The 19,869-nt window shown below is 49.6% G+C and carries 23 protein-coding genes; 19 read left to right on the top strand and 4 right to left on the bottom strand.

The window, feature by feature from the left end:
• Positions 1–9: 9 nt before the first annotated feature.
• The 3 genes from speE to LQ229_RS19405 all read right to left on the bottom strand — a co-directional run bounded on the left by speE (position 10) and on the right by LQ229_RS19405 (position 3,328).
• Positions 10–888, bottom strand: coding sequence for a polyamine aminopropyltransferase (gene speE, locus LQ229_RS19415; RefSeq protein WP_216538937.1), 879 nt, complete (start codon positions 886–888; stop codon positions 10–12).
• Between the two features lie 3 nt (positions 889–891).
• Positions 892–2,157: a saccharopine dehydrogenase NADP-binding domain-containing protein gene (locus tag LQ229_RS19410; protein ID WP_216538938.1), complete on the bottom strand. Its 1,266-nt coding sequence runs from the start codon at positions 2,155–2,157 to the stop codon at positions 892–894.
• Between the two features lie 175 nt (positions 2,158–2,332).
• The gene (locus tag LQ229_RS19405) at positions 2,333–3,328 is read right to left on the bottom strand and encodes a polysaccharide deacetylase family protein (RefSeq protein ID WP_230192618.1); all 996 of its coding nucleotides are present in this window, start codon (positions 3,326–3,328) and stop codon (positions 2,333–2,335) included.
• 170 nt (positions 3,329–3,498) lie between these two features.
• Here LQ229_RS19405 and LQ229_RS19400 point away from each other — a divergent pair, with 170 nt between their 5' ends.
• The 8 genes from LQ229_RS19400 to LQ229_RS19365 all read left to right on the top strand — a co-directional run bounded on the left by LQ229_RS19400 (position 3,499) and on the right by LQ229_RS19365 (position 8,954).
• Positions 3,499–4,434: a dihydroorotate dehydrogenase gene (locus LQ229_RS19400; RefSeq protein WP_216538939.1), complete on the top strand. Its 936-nt coding sequence runs from the start codon at positions 3,499–3,501 to the stop codon at positions 4,432–4,434.
• A complete protein-coding gene (locus LQ229_RS19395) occupies positions 4,431–4,760 on the top strand; it encodes a hypothetical protein (protein WP_216538940.1) in 330 nt (109 codons plus the stop codon). Before LQ229_RS19400 ends, LQ229_RS19395 begins: the two co-directional genes overlap by 4 nt.
• A gap of 115 nt (positions 4,761–4,875) precedes the next feature.
• Entirely contained in the window at positions 4,876–5,550 is a 675-nt protein-coding gene (locus LQ229_RS19390) for a PspA/IM30 family protein (protein WP_216538941.1), read from the top strand.
• Between the two features lie 124 nt (positions 5,551–5,674).
• Entirely contained in the window at positions 5,675–6,085 is a 411-nt protein-coding gene (locus tag LQ229_RS19385) for a DUF350 domain-containing protein (RefSeq protein ID WP_216538993.1), read from the top strand.
• 54 nt (positions 6,086–6,139) lie between these two features.
• Positions 6,140–6,646 carry a DUF4178 domain-containing protein gene (locus tag LQ229_RS19380; RefSeq protein WP_216538942.1) on the top strand — a complete coding sequence of 169 codons (507 nt, stop codon included), beginning with the start codon at positions 6,140–6,142 and terminating at the stop codon, positions 6,644–6,646.
• Positions 6,647–6,736: 90 nt separating this feature from the next.
• A complete protein-coding gene (locus LQ229_RS19375) occupies positions 6,737–7,486 on the top strand; it encodes a DUF4247 domain-containing protein (RefSeq protein ID WP_230192617.1) in 750 nt (249 codons plus the stop codon).
• A gap of 163 nt (positions 7,487–7,649) precedes the next feature.
• Complete coding sequence (locus LQ229_RS19370; RefSeq protein WP_216538994.1) at positions 7,650–8,249, top strand: metalloregulator ArsR/SmtB family transcription factor; 600 nt, start codon at positions 7,650–7,652, stop codon at positions 8,247–8,249.
• Positions 8,250–8,279: 30 nt separating this feature from the next.
• Positions 8,280–8,954, top strand: coding sequence for a spermine/spermidine synthase (locus tag LQ229_RS19365; RefSeq protein WP_230192616.1), 675 nt, complete (start codon positions 8,280–8,282; stop codon positions 8,952–8,954).
• A gap of 7 nt (positions 8,955–8,961) precedes the next feature.
• On the opposite strand, the gene xerS is transcribed toward LQ229_RS19365, so the two are convergent.
• Positions 8,962–10,041, bottom strand: a complete 1,080-nt coding sequence (gene xerS / locus LQ229_RS19360; protein WP_216538945.1) for a tyrosine recombinase XerS — start codon at positions 10,039–10,041, stop codon at positions 8,962–8,964.
• 380 nt (positions 10,042–10,421) lie between these two features.
• On the opposite strand from xerS, the gene LQ229_RS19355 reads away from it, so the two are divergent.
• The 11 genes from LQ229_RS19355 to LQ229_RS19305 all read left to right on the top strand — a co-directional run bounded on the left by LQ229_RS19355 (position 10,422) and on the right by LQ229_RS19305 (position 19,569).
• Complete coding sequence (locus LQ229_RS19355; protein ID WP_216538946.1) at positions 10,422–11,219, top strand: AraC family transcriptional regulator; 798 nt, start codon at positions 10,422–10,424, stop codon at positions 11,217–11,219.
• 59 nt (positions 11,220–11,278) lie between these two features.
• Positions 11,279–11,716: a VOC family protein gene (locus tag LQ229_RS19350; protein WP_216538947.1), complete on the top strand. Its 438-nt coding sequence runs from the start codon at positions 11,279–11,281 to the stop codon at positions 11,714–11,716.
• Between the two features lie 211 nt (positions 11,717–11,927).
• Positions 11,928–12,830 carry a tyrosine-type recombinase/integrase gene (locus LQ229_RS19345; protein ID WP_216538995.1) on the top strand — a complete coding sequence of 301 codons (903 nt, stop codon included), beginning with the start codon at positions 11,928–11,930 and terminating at the stop codon, positions 12,828–12,830.
• Positions 12,831–12,910: 80 nt separating this feature from the next.
• Positions 12,911–14,410, top strand: coding sequence for a spore germination protein (locus LQ229_RS19340; protein ID WP_216538948.1), 1,500 nt, complete (start codon positions 12,911–12,913; stop codon positions 14,408–14,410).
• 3 nt (positions 14,411–14,413) lie between these two features.
• A complete protein-coding gene (locus tag LQ229_RS19335; RefSeq protein ID WP_216538949.1) occupies positions 14,414–15,667 on the top strand; it encodes a Ger(x)C family spore germination protein in 1,254 nt (417 codons plus the stop codon).
• A 7-nt stretch (positions 15,668–15,674) separates the two neighbouring features.
• Positions 15,675–15,905, top strand: a complete 231-nt coding sequence (locus tag LQ229_RS19330; RefSeq protein WP_216538950.1) for a hypothetical protein — start codon at positions 15,675–15,677, stop codon at positions 15,903–15,905.
• Positions 15,906–15,923: 18 nt separating this feature from the next.
• Entirely contained in the window at positions 15,924–17,024 is a 1,101-nt protein-coding gene (locus LQ229_RS19325; protein WP_216538951.1) for an endospore germination permease, read from the top strand.
• A 33-nt stretch (positions 17,025–17,057) separates the two neighbouring features.
• Positions 17,058–17,411, top strand: a complete 354-nt coding sequence (locus LQ229_RS19320; RefSeq protein ID WP_216538952.1) for a cupin domain-containing protein — start codon at positions 17,058–17,060, stop codon at positions 17,409–17,411.
• Between the two features lie 102 nt (positions 17,412–17,513).
• Complete coding sequence (locus tag LQ229_RS19315; RefSeq protein WP_216538953.1) at positions 17,514–18,032, top strand: 8-oxo-dGTP diphosphatase; 519 nt, start codon at positions 17,514–17,516, stop codon at positions 18,030–18,032.
• 462 nt (positions 18,033–18,494) lie between these two features.
• Positions 18,495–19,079 (top strand): bifunctional transcriptional activator/DNA repair enzyme AdaA, encoded by a 585-nt coding sequence (locus LQ229_RS19310; RefSeq protein ID WP_216538954.1) that lies wholly within the window; start codon positions 18,495–18,497, stop codon positions 19,077–19,079.
• The gene (locus LQ229_RS19305; protein ID WP_216538996.1) at positions 19,060–19,569 is read left to right on the top strand and encodes a methylated-DNA--[protein]-cysteine S-methyltransferase; all 510 of its coding nucleotides are present in this window, start codon (positions 19,060–19,062) and stop codon (positions 19,567–19,569) included. Before LQ229_RS19310 ends, LQ229_RS19305 begins: the two co-directional genes overlap by 20 nt.
• The last annotated feature ends 300 nt before the right edge of the window (positions 19,570–19,869 follow it).

Below are 19,869 nucleotides of genomic sequence, written 5' to 3'. Positions count from 1 at the left end.
TTTTCCATGTTATTTCATTGACACAATGCGTTGCACATAATTCGGCAATACGAAGGATGAACGAAATACGTCGGGATTGACGTATTTTGTTTCGCGCCATTGCAGCCGTTCGAGATTCGCTTGCAGCGGATCCCATTGCTTGGAGGCGAGCATGAAGCACCATACCCCTCCGGGAAACATTGGGATTACGCATAGATAGGGCCTAACGACAGGGAACAGCTTGTTCAAATGGCGAAACGTCGATCGTACCGTATTCGGATCGTAGAACGGGGAGCCCGATTGGAACACGGCAATGCCGTCATCGTCCAGCGCTTCGTATACGTATTCATAAAAGCGCTGCTTGTACAAACTGGTTGCAGGCCCGTACGGATCGGAGCGGTCTACGAGAATGACGTCGTACGATCTTTTCTTCCGTTTACGCATCCAAGGGTACCCGTCGTTATAAACGATGCTTATTCGATCGTCGGGTTTCGTTCCGGTCAACCAAGTGCGGCATGCTTCAATCACTTGCGGATCGATTTCCACGACATCGATTTGCCGTACATCGCAATATTTCAACGCTTCGCGCGCGGGTCCGCAATCGCCGCCGCCGATGATGGCGATGCGTTCCGGCTGTTGGTGGGTAGCCAGGGCGATATGCGTAATCATTTCATTATAAATAAATCCGTCTTTTTCCGTAATTTGCGGCGTTCCGTCCAGGACGAGCATTCGTCCGAACGCTTTCGTTTCCACGATGCTGATTTCCTGGTACGGCGAGCTTGCGAAGTGGAGCAGCGATTCGACTTTGTAGCCGATTTCCATTTCAAGTTCCGGCATATCGTCCCATAACCATAATGCCTCGCTATCGTCTTTTTCATAACCGGTTAACGCTTTCTTCGCAGCAGGCATGGTTCACCCCTCCCGCTTCATGCGATCCAGCAGCAGCCCGTCGCTTGCGCCGTTCTCGCCGGTCGTAAAGTCTTGCATATAATAAGAGAGATAATTGCCGTATCCGGAATCCGTTTGCAGCAGCAGTTCGTCGACAAAGTAAACGCCGTCCGGAATGTCGTCGAGAAGCAGCGAGGATAAGGCTCCGTAAAGGCCGCATGCAACCTGGAAGTAAGTCGCATTCGTCTTGTATTTGGCATAAACGGCTTTGTTGCTCATGACGTTGTACATATAGCGTTCCCGATCCGGGTAGACAAGAAGAACGCCGACCATGTCCTCGCCCTCCAGCTCCGCTTCCGCCGGGTCGAGCACTTTATGGTTCCAATCCCAAAGATCGTTCGCTTGATCGATATGGGCGCGGAGCAAATCGGTCGTATAGTCGTTGACGCGATAAATGAAGCCTGTCTCCATATCGTAAGCCTTTCCCAACGTAATGACTTCTTCATGGGGCATCAAACATCCGTAGAACTGTTTGCCCCCAAGCGTGACTTTAAATTCGAGCTCATAAGCGGCACTGTACATAATGAGAGGCGTATGACGCTGCATGAACATTGGATAATTCAGGATCGCTTCGTCCAGGAAACATTCGGTGGACCAAGTGGAATACACGGTTTTGGGCCGGACCGCGGATTTGTCCGCATAGAATGAACTGTCATGCTCGACGATATAGCAGCCGAGCGGCGTTTCTTCGGGATGCCTGCGCATCAATTCGACGGCCATCCACTGTACGACTCCCGGATTCATGCCGGACCCGACGATCGCCTTCATCCGCGTAAACCGTTTGCGATGGCGCTCGAAGATCAGATACCGTTCGAGCAGCGTAAATCCTTCGAGTTCCTCCGTTTCGTCGACCATCGTATTTTCCAAAGCCGAGTTGATGTAATGCGCGCCCGTTTCGTGACAGCATTCCATCATTTGCACCGTATCGGCCCAAGAAACGTCTATGACAATGGCCGTATTCGTATCGGTCAAATGTCGGCGGACACGGACCGGATCGTTCAAATCGAATTGATGCAGTTTTACCGCATGAATGAGATCGGGGATATATGTTTTGTAATATTCCAATTTTCGTTGCTTGCGGTCGACGAAATGAAGCGTGCACCTTCCGATCAGCGAATGGATCGGATCGTTTGCGTCCAGAAACGAGCGGTTTAAAATGGAAAGCAAAGATTTCGCTACGCCCCCGCCGCTTCCGAATATGCTGATCGTTATTTCAGCCTGATTGGTCAAATCTATCAACTCCTTTTTTGCCCTATTCTCAAAAACTAGTATTTAGTCATATCATATGTTCGAATTTCATAGTTTGACGTTGCCAGCTATCTTGGTTGCCGGAAAATGGTCCTTCGAACAAAAAAATCCCCGTTCCTTACTCGGAAGGGGGAAGGCTGGCGTGCAAGCCTGGCGTTTATCTGTTTTTGGATGTATGCAGCAATTCGGGCAGCGTTACGATCCGATAGTTTCGTTTCTGCAACGTTTCGATAATGTCGGGAAGCGCTTCGAGCGTCCCGTTCAAATTTCCGTCCACATTGCCGCCGGCATGCTGCAAGACGATCGCGCCGGATCGAACGGTCGACAATATGTTTTTATACACTTCCTCCGCATCGAGACCTTTCCAATCCAGCGAATCGACGTTCCAATTGACGACGACGTAGCCGTGCGCTCCGGCCCAGCGAAGCTGCTGCTCGTTAATTTCGCCGTAAGGAGGGCGCAAAAATTTCGGTTTGTAACCGGCAATATCGTTAATGATTTTCTCCGTACTGACCACTTGCTTAATAAACTTTTCCTTGGAAATTTTCGTTAGCAGCGGGTGATTATACGTATGATTGCCGATAACATGCCCTTCGCGCACGATTCGCCGCACAACGTCCGGATGTTTTTCCGCGCGCGATCCTACCAGGAAGAACGTCGCCTTAACTCCGTACTTCTTTAATACGTCCAGCACTTTCGGCGTAAAATGGCCGTCGGGCACATCGTCGAACGTCAGCGCGACTTTGCGCGTTTGGGCGGATCCTTTAATACGGAAAATGGTAGGGTATTTATGGCGAAGCTCGGCGATGCTCAATTGCGCGCTCGAACTTCTCCGGACGGCGGTTCCGGCGCCTTTGCGCGCGGAGGCAGCGGTTGTCGAATCATTCGTCCGCTTCCGGGACTTCGTTTGCGCCGCTTGGGCGGATTTTCGTTCCTTGTCAGGAACCGGCTTGGCATTCGGCGTTGCCTCGGAATGCTGTTCGCGATGGGGCAGAGGTTGCTCCGGCAGCGGACGAAGAGCGTCATCGCCGGACGATGCCGATTGTCGCTCTTGCAAACTGGATGTCGGAGACGGCGGTTGCGGCGGCGGCTGTCCACGGGAGCAACCCGTCGCCATAAGCAGGATGAGCGCAACGAGATACAGTTTTCGCATCGAGCTGACCTCTTTTCTAATCAAAATTCAAGCGCGTACGCTCTCATTGTTGTTATCCCCTAATTTGGAAAAAATTATGCGTTGTGAACCGGATCACAGCATTCGCTGCCGCGCAGGAAGTACATTAAAGGAAGAAGAGTAGTTAACGAAGATGCGGGAGGTGAATTTCGGTGAGAAATACGGCATGCAACATTGCAGGCGTTTCGTTCCGCAATCCGATCGTTATGGCTGCGGGAACGTTCGGCTTCGGGCAAGAGTGCGCGAAATGGTACGACATTAATAAGCTGGGGGGCATCTCGGGCAATGGGGTGACTCTTCGTCCGACGGCGGGAGATGCCGGCGTTCGCGTGTGGGAAACGTCAGGGGGGATGCTTAACAGCGGCGGATTTGACAATCCGGGAATCCACGCGTTTCTGCAGGAAGAGCTGCCGTTCTGGGAAACGATCGAACCGGCGAAGATCGTCAATCTCGGCGGCGAATGCGTCGAAGATTACGTGATCGGCGCCAGGCTTGTGACGGAAGACGAAGAAATTCGCAGACGCCAAGGACGAAAGGCGATCGATATGATTGAATTGAACCTATCGTATCCGGATGTGCGGGCAGCCGGGGGCGGCTACGGCGTGAAGACGGCGATGGCGCGGGAGGTCGTCAGGGAAGCGCGTCAGGCGACGTCGCTGCCGCTTGTCGTCAAATTGTCCCCGAACGCGAAAAATATTGTGGAAATGGCGGTCATGTGCGAACAAGAAGGGGCGGACGGCATTTCGCTGATCAATACGATTCCCGGAATGAAAATCGACACGAAACAGCGGCGAAGCGTATTTCATAACGTTTATGCCGGCTTGTCCGGGCCGGCGATCAAGCCGATCGCGCTGCGAATGGTGCATCAGGTCGCTCGGCAAGTAACGGTTCCGGTGATGGGCATGGGCGGGATCGCTTCGGCGAACGACGTCATCGAATTCATTATGGCAGGCGCTGCGGTCGTTCAGATCGGGACGTATCACTTTATGGATATGCGGGCGGGCGAAAAGTTGGTTGCAGGCGTCGAGAAATTTATGGAGGAAGAAAATATCGGATCGCTGGACGAAATACGGGGGATTATACCATGAATTTCGAGCCGGCGATTCAAATCGCAGCCGAACGGATCGGCGCCGATTATTTGTTCGTGATTACCGGCGGGACGGCCCATATCGGGGCCAGCGCGACAGCTTGCCTGCGGGACGGAGAATGGATCGTTCAAACCGCCGCCGTGCCCGGACATCGCGAGCAAGATATTATCGGACCGCTTGCTTTGTATGCCGCCCGCACATTGCAGCGAACGTGCACGATTGTCATGGGCGTTCATTTCGACGGGGTGACGAAGACGGAAATCGAACGGATCGTCGCGCTCATTCGGAGCAAGACGGCGGCGAAGATCGACGGGTTATTGCGTTAGCCGGCATTGTTTTGGCCGGCACTTTTTTTTTGCTCATTTTGAAACGAAACGTAAAATGCTTCGTAAACATAGACATAAAGATAAAATTTACCGTTCCATAAGGAGGAGCCAGAACATGTCTATTTTCAAAAGATTGCGCGATTTAACGATGTCCAACATTAACGCTTTGATCGACAAAGCGGAAGATCCGGTAAAAATGACCGACCAGTACATCCGCGACATGCAGGAAGACTTGGAAGATGCGGAGAAAGCGGTGGCGGCGCAAATCGCGATCGAGAAAAAGTTCAAGCAGCTGTATGAAGAACAAGAGGCGTTGGTGCGCAAACGCGAAGAACAAGCGCATATCGCCGCGCAAGCGCAAAACATCGATCTCGCCCGCCGCGCCTTGGAAGAGAAGAAGGCGGCCGAAGCGAAGATGAACGAGTACAAGGCGAGCTACGACCAGAATAAAGCGTCGGCCGACAATTTGCGCGCGAAACTTGACGAAATGCGCAAACAATTGACCGAGATGAAAAATAAGCGGGAAACGTTGATCGCCCGTTACAACGCCGCCAAAGCGCAAACGGAAATCAACAAGGCGCTTACCGGTTTCAGTTCCGATACGGCGTCCGCAGGGCTGAAGCGCATGGAAGAAAAAATGCTGCAAATGGAAGCCCAGGCGGAAGCGAGCAACGAGATGGCAACGAAAGAAAAATCGTTGGACGATGAATTCGCAAGCCTCGGCAAAGATAAAGCGGTGGAAGACGAACTGGCCGCATTGATGAAAAAGTACGAGAAACCTGCGGAATAAACAATCGCTCAAGAAAGAAAACGTCTCGCGACGTTTTTTCTTTCTTCATCGGGCCATTTCGCGCTGCGTCGTTCCAGCTAGGCCGACGGAGCGCACCAAATAGGTAAGGAGGATCGCGATGGCGTTGACGTTGTCGAACGTATTGGGCATTCTGATCTGGACCGGAGCAGGAGCGGTTCTATTGTTTCTTTTGATGTATGTGGACTCGCTGTTTACGAACTACAAAGACTTTGAAGAAATTAAAAAAGGGAATATGGCGGTCACGACCCGCTTCGTCATGAAACTGTTTGCGCAAGGCTATATTCTTGCTTCTTCGATCTCCAGTTCGGATAATTTATGGCTATGGGATGCGCTGGCCATTTCCGCCATTTCTTTCGTCATTTTATTTATTTTGGAATGGATCGTACGGTTTGTTTTGAAAGCGAGTGTCGGATTGAAGCTGGACGAGGGAACGAAACAGGGCAAAGTCGCTTACGCGCTATTCGCAGGTTCGCTTCACATCGTCGGCGCGCTGATCATTTCCGCATGTTTGTAAAGGCAATGGATGGATAACGACCAATCGAGATTTTTCCGTAAAGGAGCGCAAGCGATGAGCCTATTGAAACGGATCAAAAATATCATATCGAAACCGGAGCCGCCGAAACCGGAGAAAACCGTCTTGCAATTGGGCCCCGGCGATATTGTCGACGTCTCTCTTGTCACGTATCAAGTGGTCGGACGGACGCATAACCGCCAGCGGAACGCCGTTGTGCTTACGCTTGCGGACGGCAACACGATTCGCTATTTGCATATCGAGGAAAGGGAACGTACGGTATACGCGTTATACGAGCCGATCGACGGACGATTGGATACGCCGGACGAGGTGCCGACGACGATCGAGATGGAAGATCATACGTATTATATGGAGGAACGGTATTCGGGCATGGTAACCGCGGCGGGCAAGACGCCGTTCATGCATGGCGGAGAACAATACGTATGGCAATACCAATCGGACGATTACAAATTGCTGCGCATCGAATGGCAGGACGGACGATTTATGCTGTATGAAGGCGAGTCGGTCTTGCCTGCCGACGTTCAAGTAACGCGGGGAAGCTAATCCGCCGAGCGGATCGAACGCATCCGACGCAACCCTAGCACGTCAAATGCCCAGGAAGCATGCTTATTAAACGTTGAGGAGGTGTATGTCATGCCACGGCGGCCTCTATTTCTATTGAAAATCGTGCTCGTCCTCAGTTTTCTCGTATCGCTGTTAAGCGGCTGCGGCGAATTCGGCGAAGTGACGATGAAAGAAACGTACCCGCTCGAATCGGTCAATAAAGACGGTTCGCAAACTTCCTATATTTATCGCGCCGCGAACAAGACCGTTCCCGAGGTGGCGCGGGAACTGGCGGAGCAGAAGAAACCGCGGCAGATCTCCAAAGAAGATGCGGAGCATATGTTTCTCGTTTATTCCAATGAATGGATTCATGTGCAGAAGGACGAGCGAAATCCCGACGATACGCTGATTGAAGTCGATTCCGAGGAATATGTGAGGCAAAACTACAGTCCAAGCTTTTTGGAAGGGTATCTCGTCGCCAGCCTGATCGGCAATATGTTCGATTCGCTCGGACGGCATGGAGATTATCGGGGATATTCGAGTCGGGACGTTTACCAGCCTGCGAAACAATACGAAGCGCCCACGGCCAAGGATAAAAAAGCGATTCCGCCGCTAACGGTCGAGCGAAGCGGCTCGATTTTCAAGCGAGGCCAAGACAATTCCGGTTCTTCAAAGAAGGTAGGGGACAACGGCAACGTATTCGGCAAATCTTCGTCGGGGAAAATTGTAAAGGAGAAGGATGGCAAATCGGGGTTTGATTCCATATTCTCTCCTTCCAAATCGAAAAAACCGAAAACAAGGGTCGGAACCGGGAAAATATTCAAACGGGGAAGGCGATGACCAACAAGGAAAGGTATTGCGCGGGGGAGCGAAGGAATTCCCGCTGCGATGCCTTTTTGTTATTTATACGTTGTTTTCGTTTGACAATCGCATCTAATTAGATTAGTATCTAATTTAACGAATATCTAATTAGATAGACATCTAATTTATAAGGGTGATTCTTATTCAACTTGAAAAACTCGTCAAATATTACAAGGCTTTAGCCGACCGCAACCGGATTCGAATGTTGATTTTACTCGCTCAAGGCGAGTTGAACGGACTCGCTTTGGCCGAGAAATTAGCCATTACGCCGGCAACGGTCACACATCATATCGCGAAGTTGAGGGAGGCGGGACTAATCATGGAACGCAGAGAAAAAAACACGTCCTATTACGGGGTGAATCATTATTTGCTGAAACAAACGGACCGCGCTTTATTGCATTTGCTCGAGCAGCAACGAACGGGGTTTGCGCCCGAAGAACGTTCGGAAAAGAACGTGAAGTTGCGCCAGTCGGTATTGCGCAGTTTTCTTGCAAGCGACGGCACGTTGAAGCAAATTCCGGCGCAACTGAAGAAAAAGCTGATTGTGCTGGAGTATTTGGTTTCCGGCTTGGAGATGGGACAAAAGTATAAAGAGCGGGAAATCAACGAATGGATCAAAAAGGTTCATCCGGATTTCGCCACCATCCGCAGGGAATTTGTTATGCATCATTATATGTACCGGGAAAACGATATGTACGAATTGAACCCGCGGGAAATGTGGGCCAAGTGGGAAGACTTGTAAACGATAGATACGAAAAGGGGGTGTCGGTCGATGTACGCATACACGAATGGGGATCGCATTGTAACGATCGAACGCTGCGCGACGCCGCGCGGGGAACTTCAACTGCAGCGCAGAGGAACGGGCGAATACGAGATTGTTAGCAACGGTACCTTTCTGATGGCAACGTATAACGGAGAATCCGAAAAACGATTGGTCAAATCGGCGCTCGATGCGGTTGGCAAAACGGATTGCTCGGTATTGATCGGCGGGCTCGGCGTCGGTTATTCGCTGGAAGCGGCCGTGAACGATCCGCGGGTACGACGCGCGACCGTCGTCGAAATCGAAGACAAAATCATCGAGTGGAACCGTTCGCATCTGGCCCCATTCTCCGGCAACGCCGCCGGGCACCGCAAGGCGCGCATCGTTCACGCCGATTTGATCCGCTGGATGTCGCGCACGGAAGATACGTTCGACGCGATCTGCCTGGATATCGACAACGGGCCGGATTGGACGGTATTTCAGGAGAACGATCATTTGTACGGCGACGAAGGATTGGCCTCCCTAGGCCGCCTCTTGAATCCGCAGGGAGCCGTTTCCTTCTGGAGCGCTTCATCGTCTCCGGTATTTGCGGAACGGCTCGAGCGGCATTTCATTACCGTCGATATGCAAACCGTCGAGCGAAGCGACAACGTACATCCCGACGTCGTTTATATCGCGAAACGTTAATCCGCCGCTATCGGGAGCGGCGCTCGATCGCCTCGGACATCGTCTTGTCGGTCAAATGGGCGTACACTTCGGTCGTCTCCGTCGAGGCGTGTCCAAGCTGTTCCTTCGTTTTATAAATGTCGTTCTGCAAATAATAGTCTGTTGCAAAGGAATGTCGAAGCTTATGTACCGTCAAATAAGGCTTGCCGAATCGCTTTGCGTATTTGACGATCATTTCTTGAATCGCCCGTTTCGTCATGCGCTTGCCTTCTTTGTGTCCGTTCGGGACGGCCAGGAAGAGAGCTTTTTCCTTTTTCGGCGCGCAATAGCGCGTCGTGCGCAGCTGCATATAGGCGATCAGATCGGCCTTTGCATCCTCACGGAAATAAACGGGCGTCTTGAACGTCTCGTCGTTATTCCCTTTCCGGTACACATGCACCAGTTTGTTGGCCAAATCCACATCGTCCACGTTCAGATTGACGACCTCCGACACCCGCAACCCCGAATTCAAGATTAAATTCGCTATGCTTGCGTCGCGCTGCTTGTTCAGTTCATATGCATAGAGCGCTTGCTTGTTGTTGGCGATATCGTTCATATATCCGCTATGAATATAAGCGATGAATTCGCCGATTTCCTCTTCTTCCAACAGCTTGCCTTTCAAGCGGGCCGCCGTATCTTTCGGCTTATGGATTCGTTTGATTTCAACTTTGGCCATGATGTTCCGTTTCAGCAGCGGATAAAAGTTTTCATCCTCGGCAATTTGGCTCAAATAATGAAATAAAGAACGAAGCGACGACAGCTTGCGCGAAATCGTAATTCTCGAATTGGCGTTTTCCTTGTACGTTCCGAGAAAGATCCGGAAATTGACGATGTTGTCCATCGTCAGCACTTCCAAGTCTTGCAGCGCAATGTCTTTCATCTCCGCCGCGCTCGTCAATCCTTCGGCCATGAGCCACGTGAAAAAGATTTCGTAATCTCTCGTATATTCCAAAAGGGTGGAGGGAGATAGATCGGGCAATTTATAATCGATAAACATTTGGACGAACCATGGAAACAACGGGGTTCGCTTCTCTAGCTCATGCCGGTCCTTTACCTTCTGCACATTCATGAATTAACACCCCTAATAATTAACTTCATTAAATATAAAATGCCGTCTTACTGCATTCGACTGTCCGAGCGGCTTTGTTGTTGCGAGTAAAATTATAACATATCCTCGCGGGCAGTTGGCTACCTTTCCTTTTCCGGCATTTCTTTTTTTCCGCCTTTTGTGGAAATCCCTTTTACTCAGGATAGAGAAATGCGGCTTAAGAAGAACTGGAACGAGGAGATTCATATAAATAACAGTTTTCTGAACAAAGGGGATATCGACAAAAGGAAAGGGAATGCAAACATCAGGTCGTATAAATTTGAAAAGTTGTCACAAATTGAATAAAATAATACTAATAGAAAAAGTTGAAAATTAGTAGATATGCGAAGGGAAGGGACAGGATGACGACTGGGCGATATCCGGAAATCGACGAAGTGATCGCATATATACATCGACATATCTACGAGCCGCTTTCGCTTAACGAATTGGCCAGCTACGCGGGCTATAGCCCTTATCATTTCACGCGCATTTTCAAAGAAAAAATCGGGCTGTCGCCTTTATATTTCGTATCCGCTCTCCGGTTGCAGAAAGCGAAAGATTTATTGCTGCATACCAAATTGAGCATCCGCGATATCGGGCTCGAAATCGGACAGCAAAGTTTGGGCACCTTTACGACCCGTTTTACCGAACGGGTTGGCGTCACGCCGTCCGACTTCCGGAACCAAGCGTTGCAAGCGGATCAGCATATTCGCACTTTGCAGCATTGGAACGATTGGACTTCGCCGCATTCCGCATTCAATCCGTATGCAACGGTACACGGCACCATCGATGCGGAAATTCCCTTCGAGGGCGTCATTCTGATCGGTTTGTTCGCCAAACCGATCCCCGAAGGATTGCCCTTATACGGAACGCTTCTTGCTTCCGTCGGCGATTTTTCTTTTGCGAACGTCAAGCCCGGCATCTATTACTTGATGGCGACCTCGGTTTCATGGGGGACGCAGGCCAAAGACATTTTGCTGCCGCAGACGACATTGCGGGCCCGATTGAAGAAGCCGATTGTCGTGGAGCCGTTCACGGCCGTTCCGCACCAACAATTGACGCTATACGGTCCAAGGCTGGACGATCCGCCGATTCTCATTTCTTTGCCGCTGCTGATGGACCGCTTCCTCAATCGGATGTTCGAACATAGCAATCGATAAGAAATGATCCGGTTTATTTCGTGTCATAATAATAAAAAAGAAGAATTGAGGTGGATGTAATGATTAAAGGATTAAACCCTTATTTGGTTTTCAACGGGAACGGACGCGAAGCGGTGTCGTTTTACGAAAAAGCGTTGGGCGCGCAAGTCGTAGCGATGCAGTCATTCGGAGACATGCCGGATAACCCGGGTTTCGAGATTCCGGAAGAGGTGAAGTCTCGCGTTATGCATGCGCTGTTAAAGGTCGGGGATACCGATCTCATGATATCCGATACGTTCCCGGGACCGCATGAAACATCGTACCAGATCGGATCTCAGGTGACCGTCTCGATTGCGGTGAGCGACGCAGAAACGGCAAGGAATGTATATGAATCGTTGCGAGACGGCGGCAAGGTCGTCATGGAGCTGCAAGAAACGTTCTGGAGCCCGTCCTACGGACAGGTGACGGATCGATTCGGCGTAACGTGGCATGTTTCGGCAGACGCCGCCAAGCAATAAACAGGAATGAACGTGAAACATCCTCGTCAAGAGGATGTTTTTGCGTTTTTCTTGCCGGCAAAGTCGTAAACCTTCCCTTTGACAAAAAAACTGCGTATAATATAAATTATATGCAGTTTCGATTGTAATCGATTTTTACGATCGGCGAAGGGAATGTCCCGCTTCATGAACGGAGAAACGAAAAGAACGAAGAGGCGAATACAACATGAATATGCAGCTTGAACGGTACGAGAGCGAATTGGAAGCTTTCGTCATTTGGATGAAAGATGCCGGGTATACGAAATTTACGCAAACTTGTTATTTAGGAGATATCCGACATTTTTTGCGCTTTATCGACGGGAAGCAGCTCTCGCAAGTAAGCAAACTCAATGTCATGTCCTATTTATCGTCCGTACGGGAAAGCGGCGTTTCCGATACGACGCGAAACCGTAAACATAGTTCGATCCAATGTTTTTTCAAAGCGTTGATGGAATTGGAGATGTTGGATGCCAATCCCGCGGCCGCGGTCAAAAAGTCGAAAACGGAAAAGAACCGGTCGCTCGTCTATTTGGATGAACGGGAAATTTTCGCTTTTTTGCAATCGATCGAAGGGAAGTACCGGACCCGCAATCTGGCGGTCTTCTTGCTCATGGCCTATATGGGGTTGCGCGTCGGCGAAGTTCATCGCCTGAACTTGTCCGATTATCATCCGCAGCGGAAGACTTTGAATGTATTCGGCAAAGGGCGGAAGTGGAGGACGCTGCCTGTGCCGGATCGGGTCGATGAAATGCTGCGGCTTGCGATGGAAGAACGCAGGCAACCGGGAAGCAAAAGGGAGGATGCCTTTTTCATTTCCCAAAAGGGAAGGAGGTTGTCCGTCCGCAATATTCAATTGATCGCATCGCAAACGTTCGCGGCGTTTGAGCAAAAATACCGGACAGGCCGCCGCTCGTTATCCAGCCATAAGTTAAGGCACTCCTTCGCCACCTTATTGCTCAAAAACGGGACGGACTTGCGCACGGTGCAGGAATTGCTTGGTCATGCCTCCATTCAAACGACGACGATTTATACGCATGTCTCGGATCGGCAAAAAGAAGAAGCGATTCGAAATCTCGAAGTGCTGGTGCCGGAATGATCGAATGAACGTGATCCGCCGTATAGAAGCCCGTATTTTGTTAATAATGAGATTTATTAACAAGGCACAGGTGATTTCATATGGGATTTCTTCAACAGCAAGTACCGCTTTCGGCCGATTGCAATGAAAACTTGCGCTTGTTGCAAAGCATTTATCAAGATTGTTCGGACGTCATTTATTACCAATTTCTGATTGCCGGCAGAAAACGGGCGATTCTCGTCTATATTGACGGAATTACGGATAACGATGCGATCGATAAACAAGTCATATTGCCATTAATACGGGAAGACGGATCCGATCTTAGCTTGGCGAACATTCGCCTTCACATTTCACATTCTGCGATCGCTGCGGTCGGCACGGTCGCCAAAGCGAGCGAAGAAGTAAACGGCGGCAATGCGTTATTGATCGTCGACGGGGAACAACAAGCCTTGTCGATCGGAATATCGAAGTGGGAGAAGCGGAACATTGAAGAACCGACCGCCGAAGCGGTCGTTCGCGGGCCGAGAGAAGGATTTGTGGAAACGCTGCGGGTCAATACTTCCATGCTGCGCCGTAAATTAAAAACGTCGCAATTAAAGCTGAAGTCGATGAATATCGGGTTATATTCCAATACGAAAGTCGTCGTGGCGTATATCGAGGATATTGTCGATCCTGCGCTCGTTACCGAAGTGGTCAACAGGCTCGAACGGATCAACGTGGACGGCATTCTGGAAAGCGGATATATTGAGGAATTGATTGAGGATCATCCTGGTTCTCCTTTCCCGCAAGTGTTAACGACGGAACGGCCAGACGTTGCATGCGCGAATTTATTGGAAGGACGGATCGTCATTCTCGTGGACGGAACTCCGATCTCGATCATTGCGCCGATCACGTTTTTTTCTTTGCTCCAATCCGCCGAGGAGTATTATCAACGTTATTTGATCAGCACGGCCATTCGATGGCTTCGTTATTTATTTCTCGCTATTGCGTTGTTCGGGCCCTCGTTTTACGTTGCCGTCGTCTCGTTCCACCAAGAGATGATACCGACCAAGCTATTGCTTACGATGGCCGAATCGAGGGAACAGGTTCCGTTTCCGGCTTTGATCGAGGCGCTATTGATGGAAATTACGTTCGAGGCGCTGCGCGAAGCGGGCATCCGGCTTCCGAAGCAGGTTGGAGCGGCGGTCAGCATCGTCGGCGCCTTGGTTATCGGACAAGCGGCGATATCTGCGGGTCTTGTGTCGACCCCCATGGTCATGGTGGTGGCGATTACAGGCATCGCTTCCTTTATGATTCCCCAATACGCATTAGGAACTGCGATGCGATTGTTGCGGTTCCCGATTATGTTTCTTTCCGGCAGTCTCGGCTTGTTCGGTTTATTGCTCGGTTTCATACTCATGCTCACTCATTTATTGACGCTTCGTTCATTCGGAGTCCCGTATTTGGAGCCCGTTGCGCCGCTCAAATTTGCCGGCCTCAAAGACGTACTTGTTCGCTCGCCGTTTTGGATGCGAAATACGCGTCCGCACTTTACCGGCAAATGGAATAAATTCAGGCAAAGTCCCGGACAACGGCCTGGTCCGGGCAGAGGGGGCGATTGACGTATGCAGTACGAAAGGGGGACCGCTCAAAAATACGTCTTGCCGTCGTTCTCCAACATGCCGAGAAAGGCTCCATTTCGCGCCGCGCTATTATGCATCGTCACCTCATTGTTCCTAACCGGCTGCTGGGACAGAACGGAGCTCAACGATCTGGCCATCATTACGGCAACGGCAATCGATATAACGGATAACAACCAGGTCAAATTAGCCGTTCAAATCTATGTGTCCAAGCAAGGTCAAGCGTCGGGAGGCAGCCAGACGCAATTGGAGCAGCAAAGCAGCAGCGGCGGCCCCCAGAATACGGTCGTGATCGCCGCCAAAGGCATTTCGCTCGCCGATGCGGCCGCCAATTTGCAAGAACAGCTCCCGCGCAAAGTATTCTGGGGACATAATAAAGTATTCATTTTCGGCGAAAAAACAGTGAAAGCCGGAATAAAAGATCATATCGATTTCCTGCTTCGGCATCCGGGAACGCGCGAACACTCGTACGTTTTCGCAAGCAAAGGAGACGCGATGAAAATATTGGATATGAATACCGTCTTGGAACGGGACAGTTCCGAAGTATTGCGAGAAATGACCAAGAACAGGACGGGCTTAACGGTCACGTTAAACGAAATCATGCAGCTATTGAACGAAAAGTCCGAAGCTGCGTTTCTGCCGAGAATCGAACTTCGCGATCGCGACGGCAAAGGGAAAGTGCCCACGATTCGCGGTACGGACGTGCTGGAAGAAGGAAAGTACGCAGGCTGGATCGATCGAACGGCGACCCGAGGCGTCATGTGGCTGCGAGACGAAATCAAAACATCCATTATAACGGTAGATTCCGAACAAGAGAAAGGCTTGATCTCCTTTCGTTTAGCTCATAACAAAACCGATCTGGTACCGCTTGTTCGAGGAAATGAGTGGAGCATAACGGCGAAAATTGAGATGGAAGGCGATATTGTTCAAAATACGTCCGAACAAGATATTACGAAGGTCGAACAGGTCAAGCTGGCCGAACGAGCGATTGGCGACGATGTCCGCAAACGGATTGAGTTGGCCCTTCGAATCGCCCAAGACGAGCTGGATGCGGATATTTTCGGTTTTGCCAAGGAATTTCGCCGCAAATATCCGATGGAATGGGAAAAAAACGAACGGCGTTGGAAAGAAATTTTCCCTCAAATCCGAGTGAACGTGGAGCCGAAGGTGAAAGTGCTGCGTATCGGAATGGTGGGGAAAAATATGGAGAATATGAAGGAAACGGACCAAGTGGAGTGATATTCGCATGAAATGGCTATTAGCCGCAGGAGTCTCCATCATCGTGTTCATCGCGACGGTGTACGAATGGCCGAACATGTCGCCGAAAATGAAAAAAGAGAAGATTGTCTTTGTTGCCTTGTCGGCGCTGGGATGGTGTTTGTCGATTTCAATCATTTTTTTCCCGGACATTCTGTCGCTCAACGACATCATCGAATTCATTTACAAGCCGTTCCTGAATTTTTTCAATATTAGCTAAAGGGGCCCTGTTCCAATCATGATCGAAAAAGGGAAAATATCCGGCCTGCAACTGATTTTGATTATGTATCTTATGATCGGGGCGACGGCGATCCTAATCGTACCGGCCCTGTCCGCACGCGACGCCCATCAAGATGTATGGTTGTCGCCGGTTTGGGGCTCGATCAGCGGATTTGCCGCCGTTTGTCTTGTCTGGACGCTTAATCTACTGTATCCGAACCGTACCATCGTCGAACAGAGCCAACTCATTTTAGGCCGTTTCCTTGGCAGTGCGGTCAATATCGTGTTGCTCTTGTTTATACTGCACACGTGCAGTTTAATTCTTAGGGAATATGGTGAGTTTATCGTCGGTACATCGCTTGTGTTGACGCCTATTTCCGTCGTGATGGGCTGTATTGTGTTAGTCAGCGCGATTGCCGTGCGCGGCGGCGTGGAAGTGCTGGGAAGATTCGCAACGATTGTAGCTCCCGTCTTCGTTTTTTTTGTGCTAGCGATTTCGATTTTCTTGATTCCGAGTATGAATATCGACAATATGCTTCCGGCATTCGAACGCGGCCTCATGCCGTCCATAAAAGGCTCGATTACGCCGCATGCATGGTTTATGGAATTTCTGATTCTTACGTTTTTCGTTCCATATGTCAAGAAGAAGGAACGCAAAATACGCTATGCGATCATCCCTGTCGCTGCGATGACCGTTACGATGATCATTACGAATATTACTTGTTTATTGCTGTTCGGCGATATGACGGGCAATATGACCTTCCCGGTCTTCATCGCCTCCCGGTTTATCAGCTTTGCGGAATTTTTCGAGCATGTGGAGGCCATGGTTATGGTGCTTTGGATGTTGGGAGGCTTTTTGCAAATCACGTTATGGTTTTACGCTCTCGCGCTCGGCACAGCGCAATGTTTGCGCCTTTCCGATTATCGTCCCGTCGTGTTGCCGTTCGGATTGTTGCTCACCGCCGTTGCCGTCTGGGTCAGCCCGAGTCTGCAGCATTTGATTCGCTTTTTTTCGGTTAACGGTTTCATTTATTCGCTTTCGATATTAATCTTATTGCCTCTTCTATTAATCGTAATCGGGTTCGTTCGTAGAAAATGGCTTAAGCAACAAATAAATTGATGAATATTATATCTTTCAAAGGAGAGTTGTAGAATGATCGTACATAAAAACAACGCTGAACATTACCGGTGGGGAAACATGTGTGACGGTTGGCATTTGGTGAAGGACGCCAATTTAAGCGTGATCTATGAAAACATGCCGCCGCAAACGGAGGAAGTGCGGCACTATCATACGAAGTCGCGGCAATTTTTTTTCGTGCTGGACGGTGTCGCGACGATGGAGGTAGACGGGAAAATCTATGAAATCCGCGCGCGGGAAGGGATTGAAGTCGCTCCGAACGTGCCGCATCAAATGATGAACCGCTCAGAGGAGACGATCGAATTTCTCGTTGTTTCGCAGCCGCGCAGCCATGGCGACCGTATCGAAGCGGAGATTATGGTAGAATAGAATGGATCAATATTTGGGAGCGAAGATAGACGTTACATAGGAAAAAGTCGGTTAATCGCTGAATTTACGTCAACAAGCAAGAGGAAGAGGGAGAGGGAGACATTGCTCAAATACACGATTTGTTTCATTAAGCAAGACGATCGCATTCTGCTCCTCAACCGCAATGCGCCGGCATGGATGGGCAAATGGAACGGCGTTGGCGGCAAATTGGAGCCGGGAGAATCGCCGACAGAAAGCGTCATTCGCGAAGTGCTCGAGGAAACGGGCATCCGATTGCAGAGGCAAGACGTAAGCTATAAAGGGATTGTCAGTTGGACCGTCGACGGACAACCTAGCGGGGGGATGTACGCTTATACGGCAGAGTTGCCGTCTACCGTCCGTGTCGAGACGCCGCTCAATACGGAGGAAGGCATTCTCGACTGGAAGGAGCTGTCCTGGATTATGCATCCCGACAATAAAGGGATCGCGGACAATGTGCCGGCGTTCTTGCCGGTGATGCTGCAGGATCGCCATTATTACGATCATCGCTGCATCTTTGACAACGGGATGATGACCGGATTCGTTTCGGTTCCGATGGAAGATGAGAGTCCGTATGCAGTAGAGTTGAAACAGTATACATAATCAATATTATGTATACTGTTTCTAATGCTATTACAGTAACGTGAGGTTAACGCCAAAATCTACTTCTAATTTCAATGATATTTGGATAAGTTTCGAATTATCGGTATTTTCTACAGTAAATGTCTTCGAAAAATGCGCCCATGGGGAAAGAGTACAGAATTATCGGTAGAAAACGGAGGTACATTAGTCATAAAATTGGATGTGAGCAATGTAGCGTCAGTTTTTACTGCTATTTGTTATCGATGTCCATATTTGTCGGTTTGTAATATAAAATTATTAACATAATATTTATTACGTCACTTTTTTTAAGGGAAATACGCAAAGAAATAAAGCAAGGCGGACGGATTCGATATTCAAGCAACGCGCATTCTTCGAGTTATGAATTACGATATCTTGCTATTATATTGTTGAAATGTTGGAATATCAACGGTTTGGGTGTATCCTAACAGAGGAGGTGATGCGGTGGATTCGAAAAAAACGAACATACCCGATGAGTATTGGAAGGCCATTGTGGAATGCGATCCGGCTTATGACGACGCATTTTTGTACGGTGTGCGAACGACCGGAATTTTTTGCCGCCCATCCTGCAAATCGAAAGTTCCAAATCCGGATAATGTTCGGATCTTTCCCAATGCTTATGTCGCTTTGAAGGAACATTTCAGACCGTGCAAGCGTTGCAAGCCCGACGGATTGCAATTGCCGACAGAAGAGTGGATCGAACAAGTTGTCGAATGGATCGACCTGCATTATGACGAGCCTCTTACTTTGAATATGTTAGCGGATATTTCGCATGGCAGCCCGTTTCACTTGCAACGAATGTTCAAAAAGGTGAAAGGCTTTTCGCCTGCCGAATATATCCGGCAAGTTCGGTTGAATAAAGCCGCCGACTTGCTGCAAACAACCAATCAATCGGTTGCCGAGATCGGAATGCAGGTCGGTTTTTCGAGCACGCCGTATTTTATTACATTGTTTAAAAAAAAGCTTGGCGTAACCCCGTCTAGTTATCGAGAGGATCGGAGGAATCATGATGGAAACGCAAATGATTGAATGGGCGGTACTGGAATACGATTGCTGGAATTTGCACGCAGCCGTAACGGAGATGGGACTTTGCTATGTAGGATCGCCCGGGCAAACCGATGAGGAAATGCGAATCGCACTGCGACACCGGTTTCCATCAGCGGCATTTAGGAGAAATGATGAGGCGCTGAGGCCTTATATGAATGAACTGCTGGAATATTTTGAAGGGAAGCGTCAAAGCTTCACCATCCCGATCGATATGAGAGGCACAAGTTTTCAAGAGAAGGTGTGGGAAGCGCTGAAGCGGATTCCGTATGGACATACTTGCTCGTATTCCGATATCGCACGGATCGTTCAAAGTCCGAAAGCGGTTCGTGCCGTCGGCTCGGCCATCGCCGCCAATCCGGTGCTGATCGCGGTGCCCTGTCATCGCGTCGTCGGTAAGAACGGAGCGATCACAGGATACCGCGGCGGCTTGGATATGAAACGGTATTTGCTTGAATTGGAAGTAGGGGGATAACAAAGCCTGAAGTCGAAACAACCGGATGAATAAGTTGAAAAGTGATAAAACCAGCTAATCCCTCGTCAAGATATTAGCTGGTTTTCCGTAATGAACAAGAGCAATAAATCCTAATTTTGTTTTCCAACTATACTTCTGATTCAATCTCCTTTAATAGCTCATAAAACCAATTTTGTTTACGCTGAAGCATAATGCCCGAAAGCTGACGGTATTGCCTGTCCAGGGATTGACGAATATAATGTCCGTATCACAGAAAAGGAAAAGGATGCCTCCATATAGCGTGAGCCTGTTCGCGCAAGC

Origin of the sequence: Paenibacillus sp. CECT 9249 (assembly GCF_918697855.1) — a bacterium.
Taxonomy (GTDB): domain Bacteria; phylum Bacillota; class Bacilli; order Paenibacillales; family Paenibacillaceae; genus MSJ-34.
This window is presented reverse-complemented; position numbering and strand designations above follow the sequence as displayed.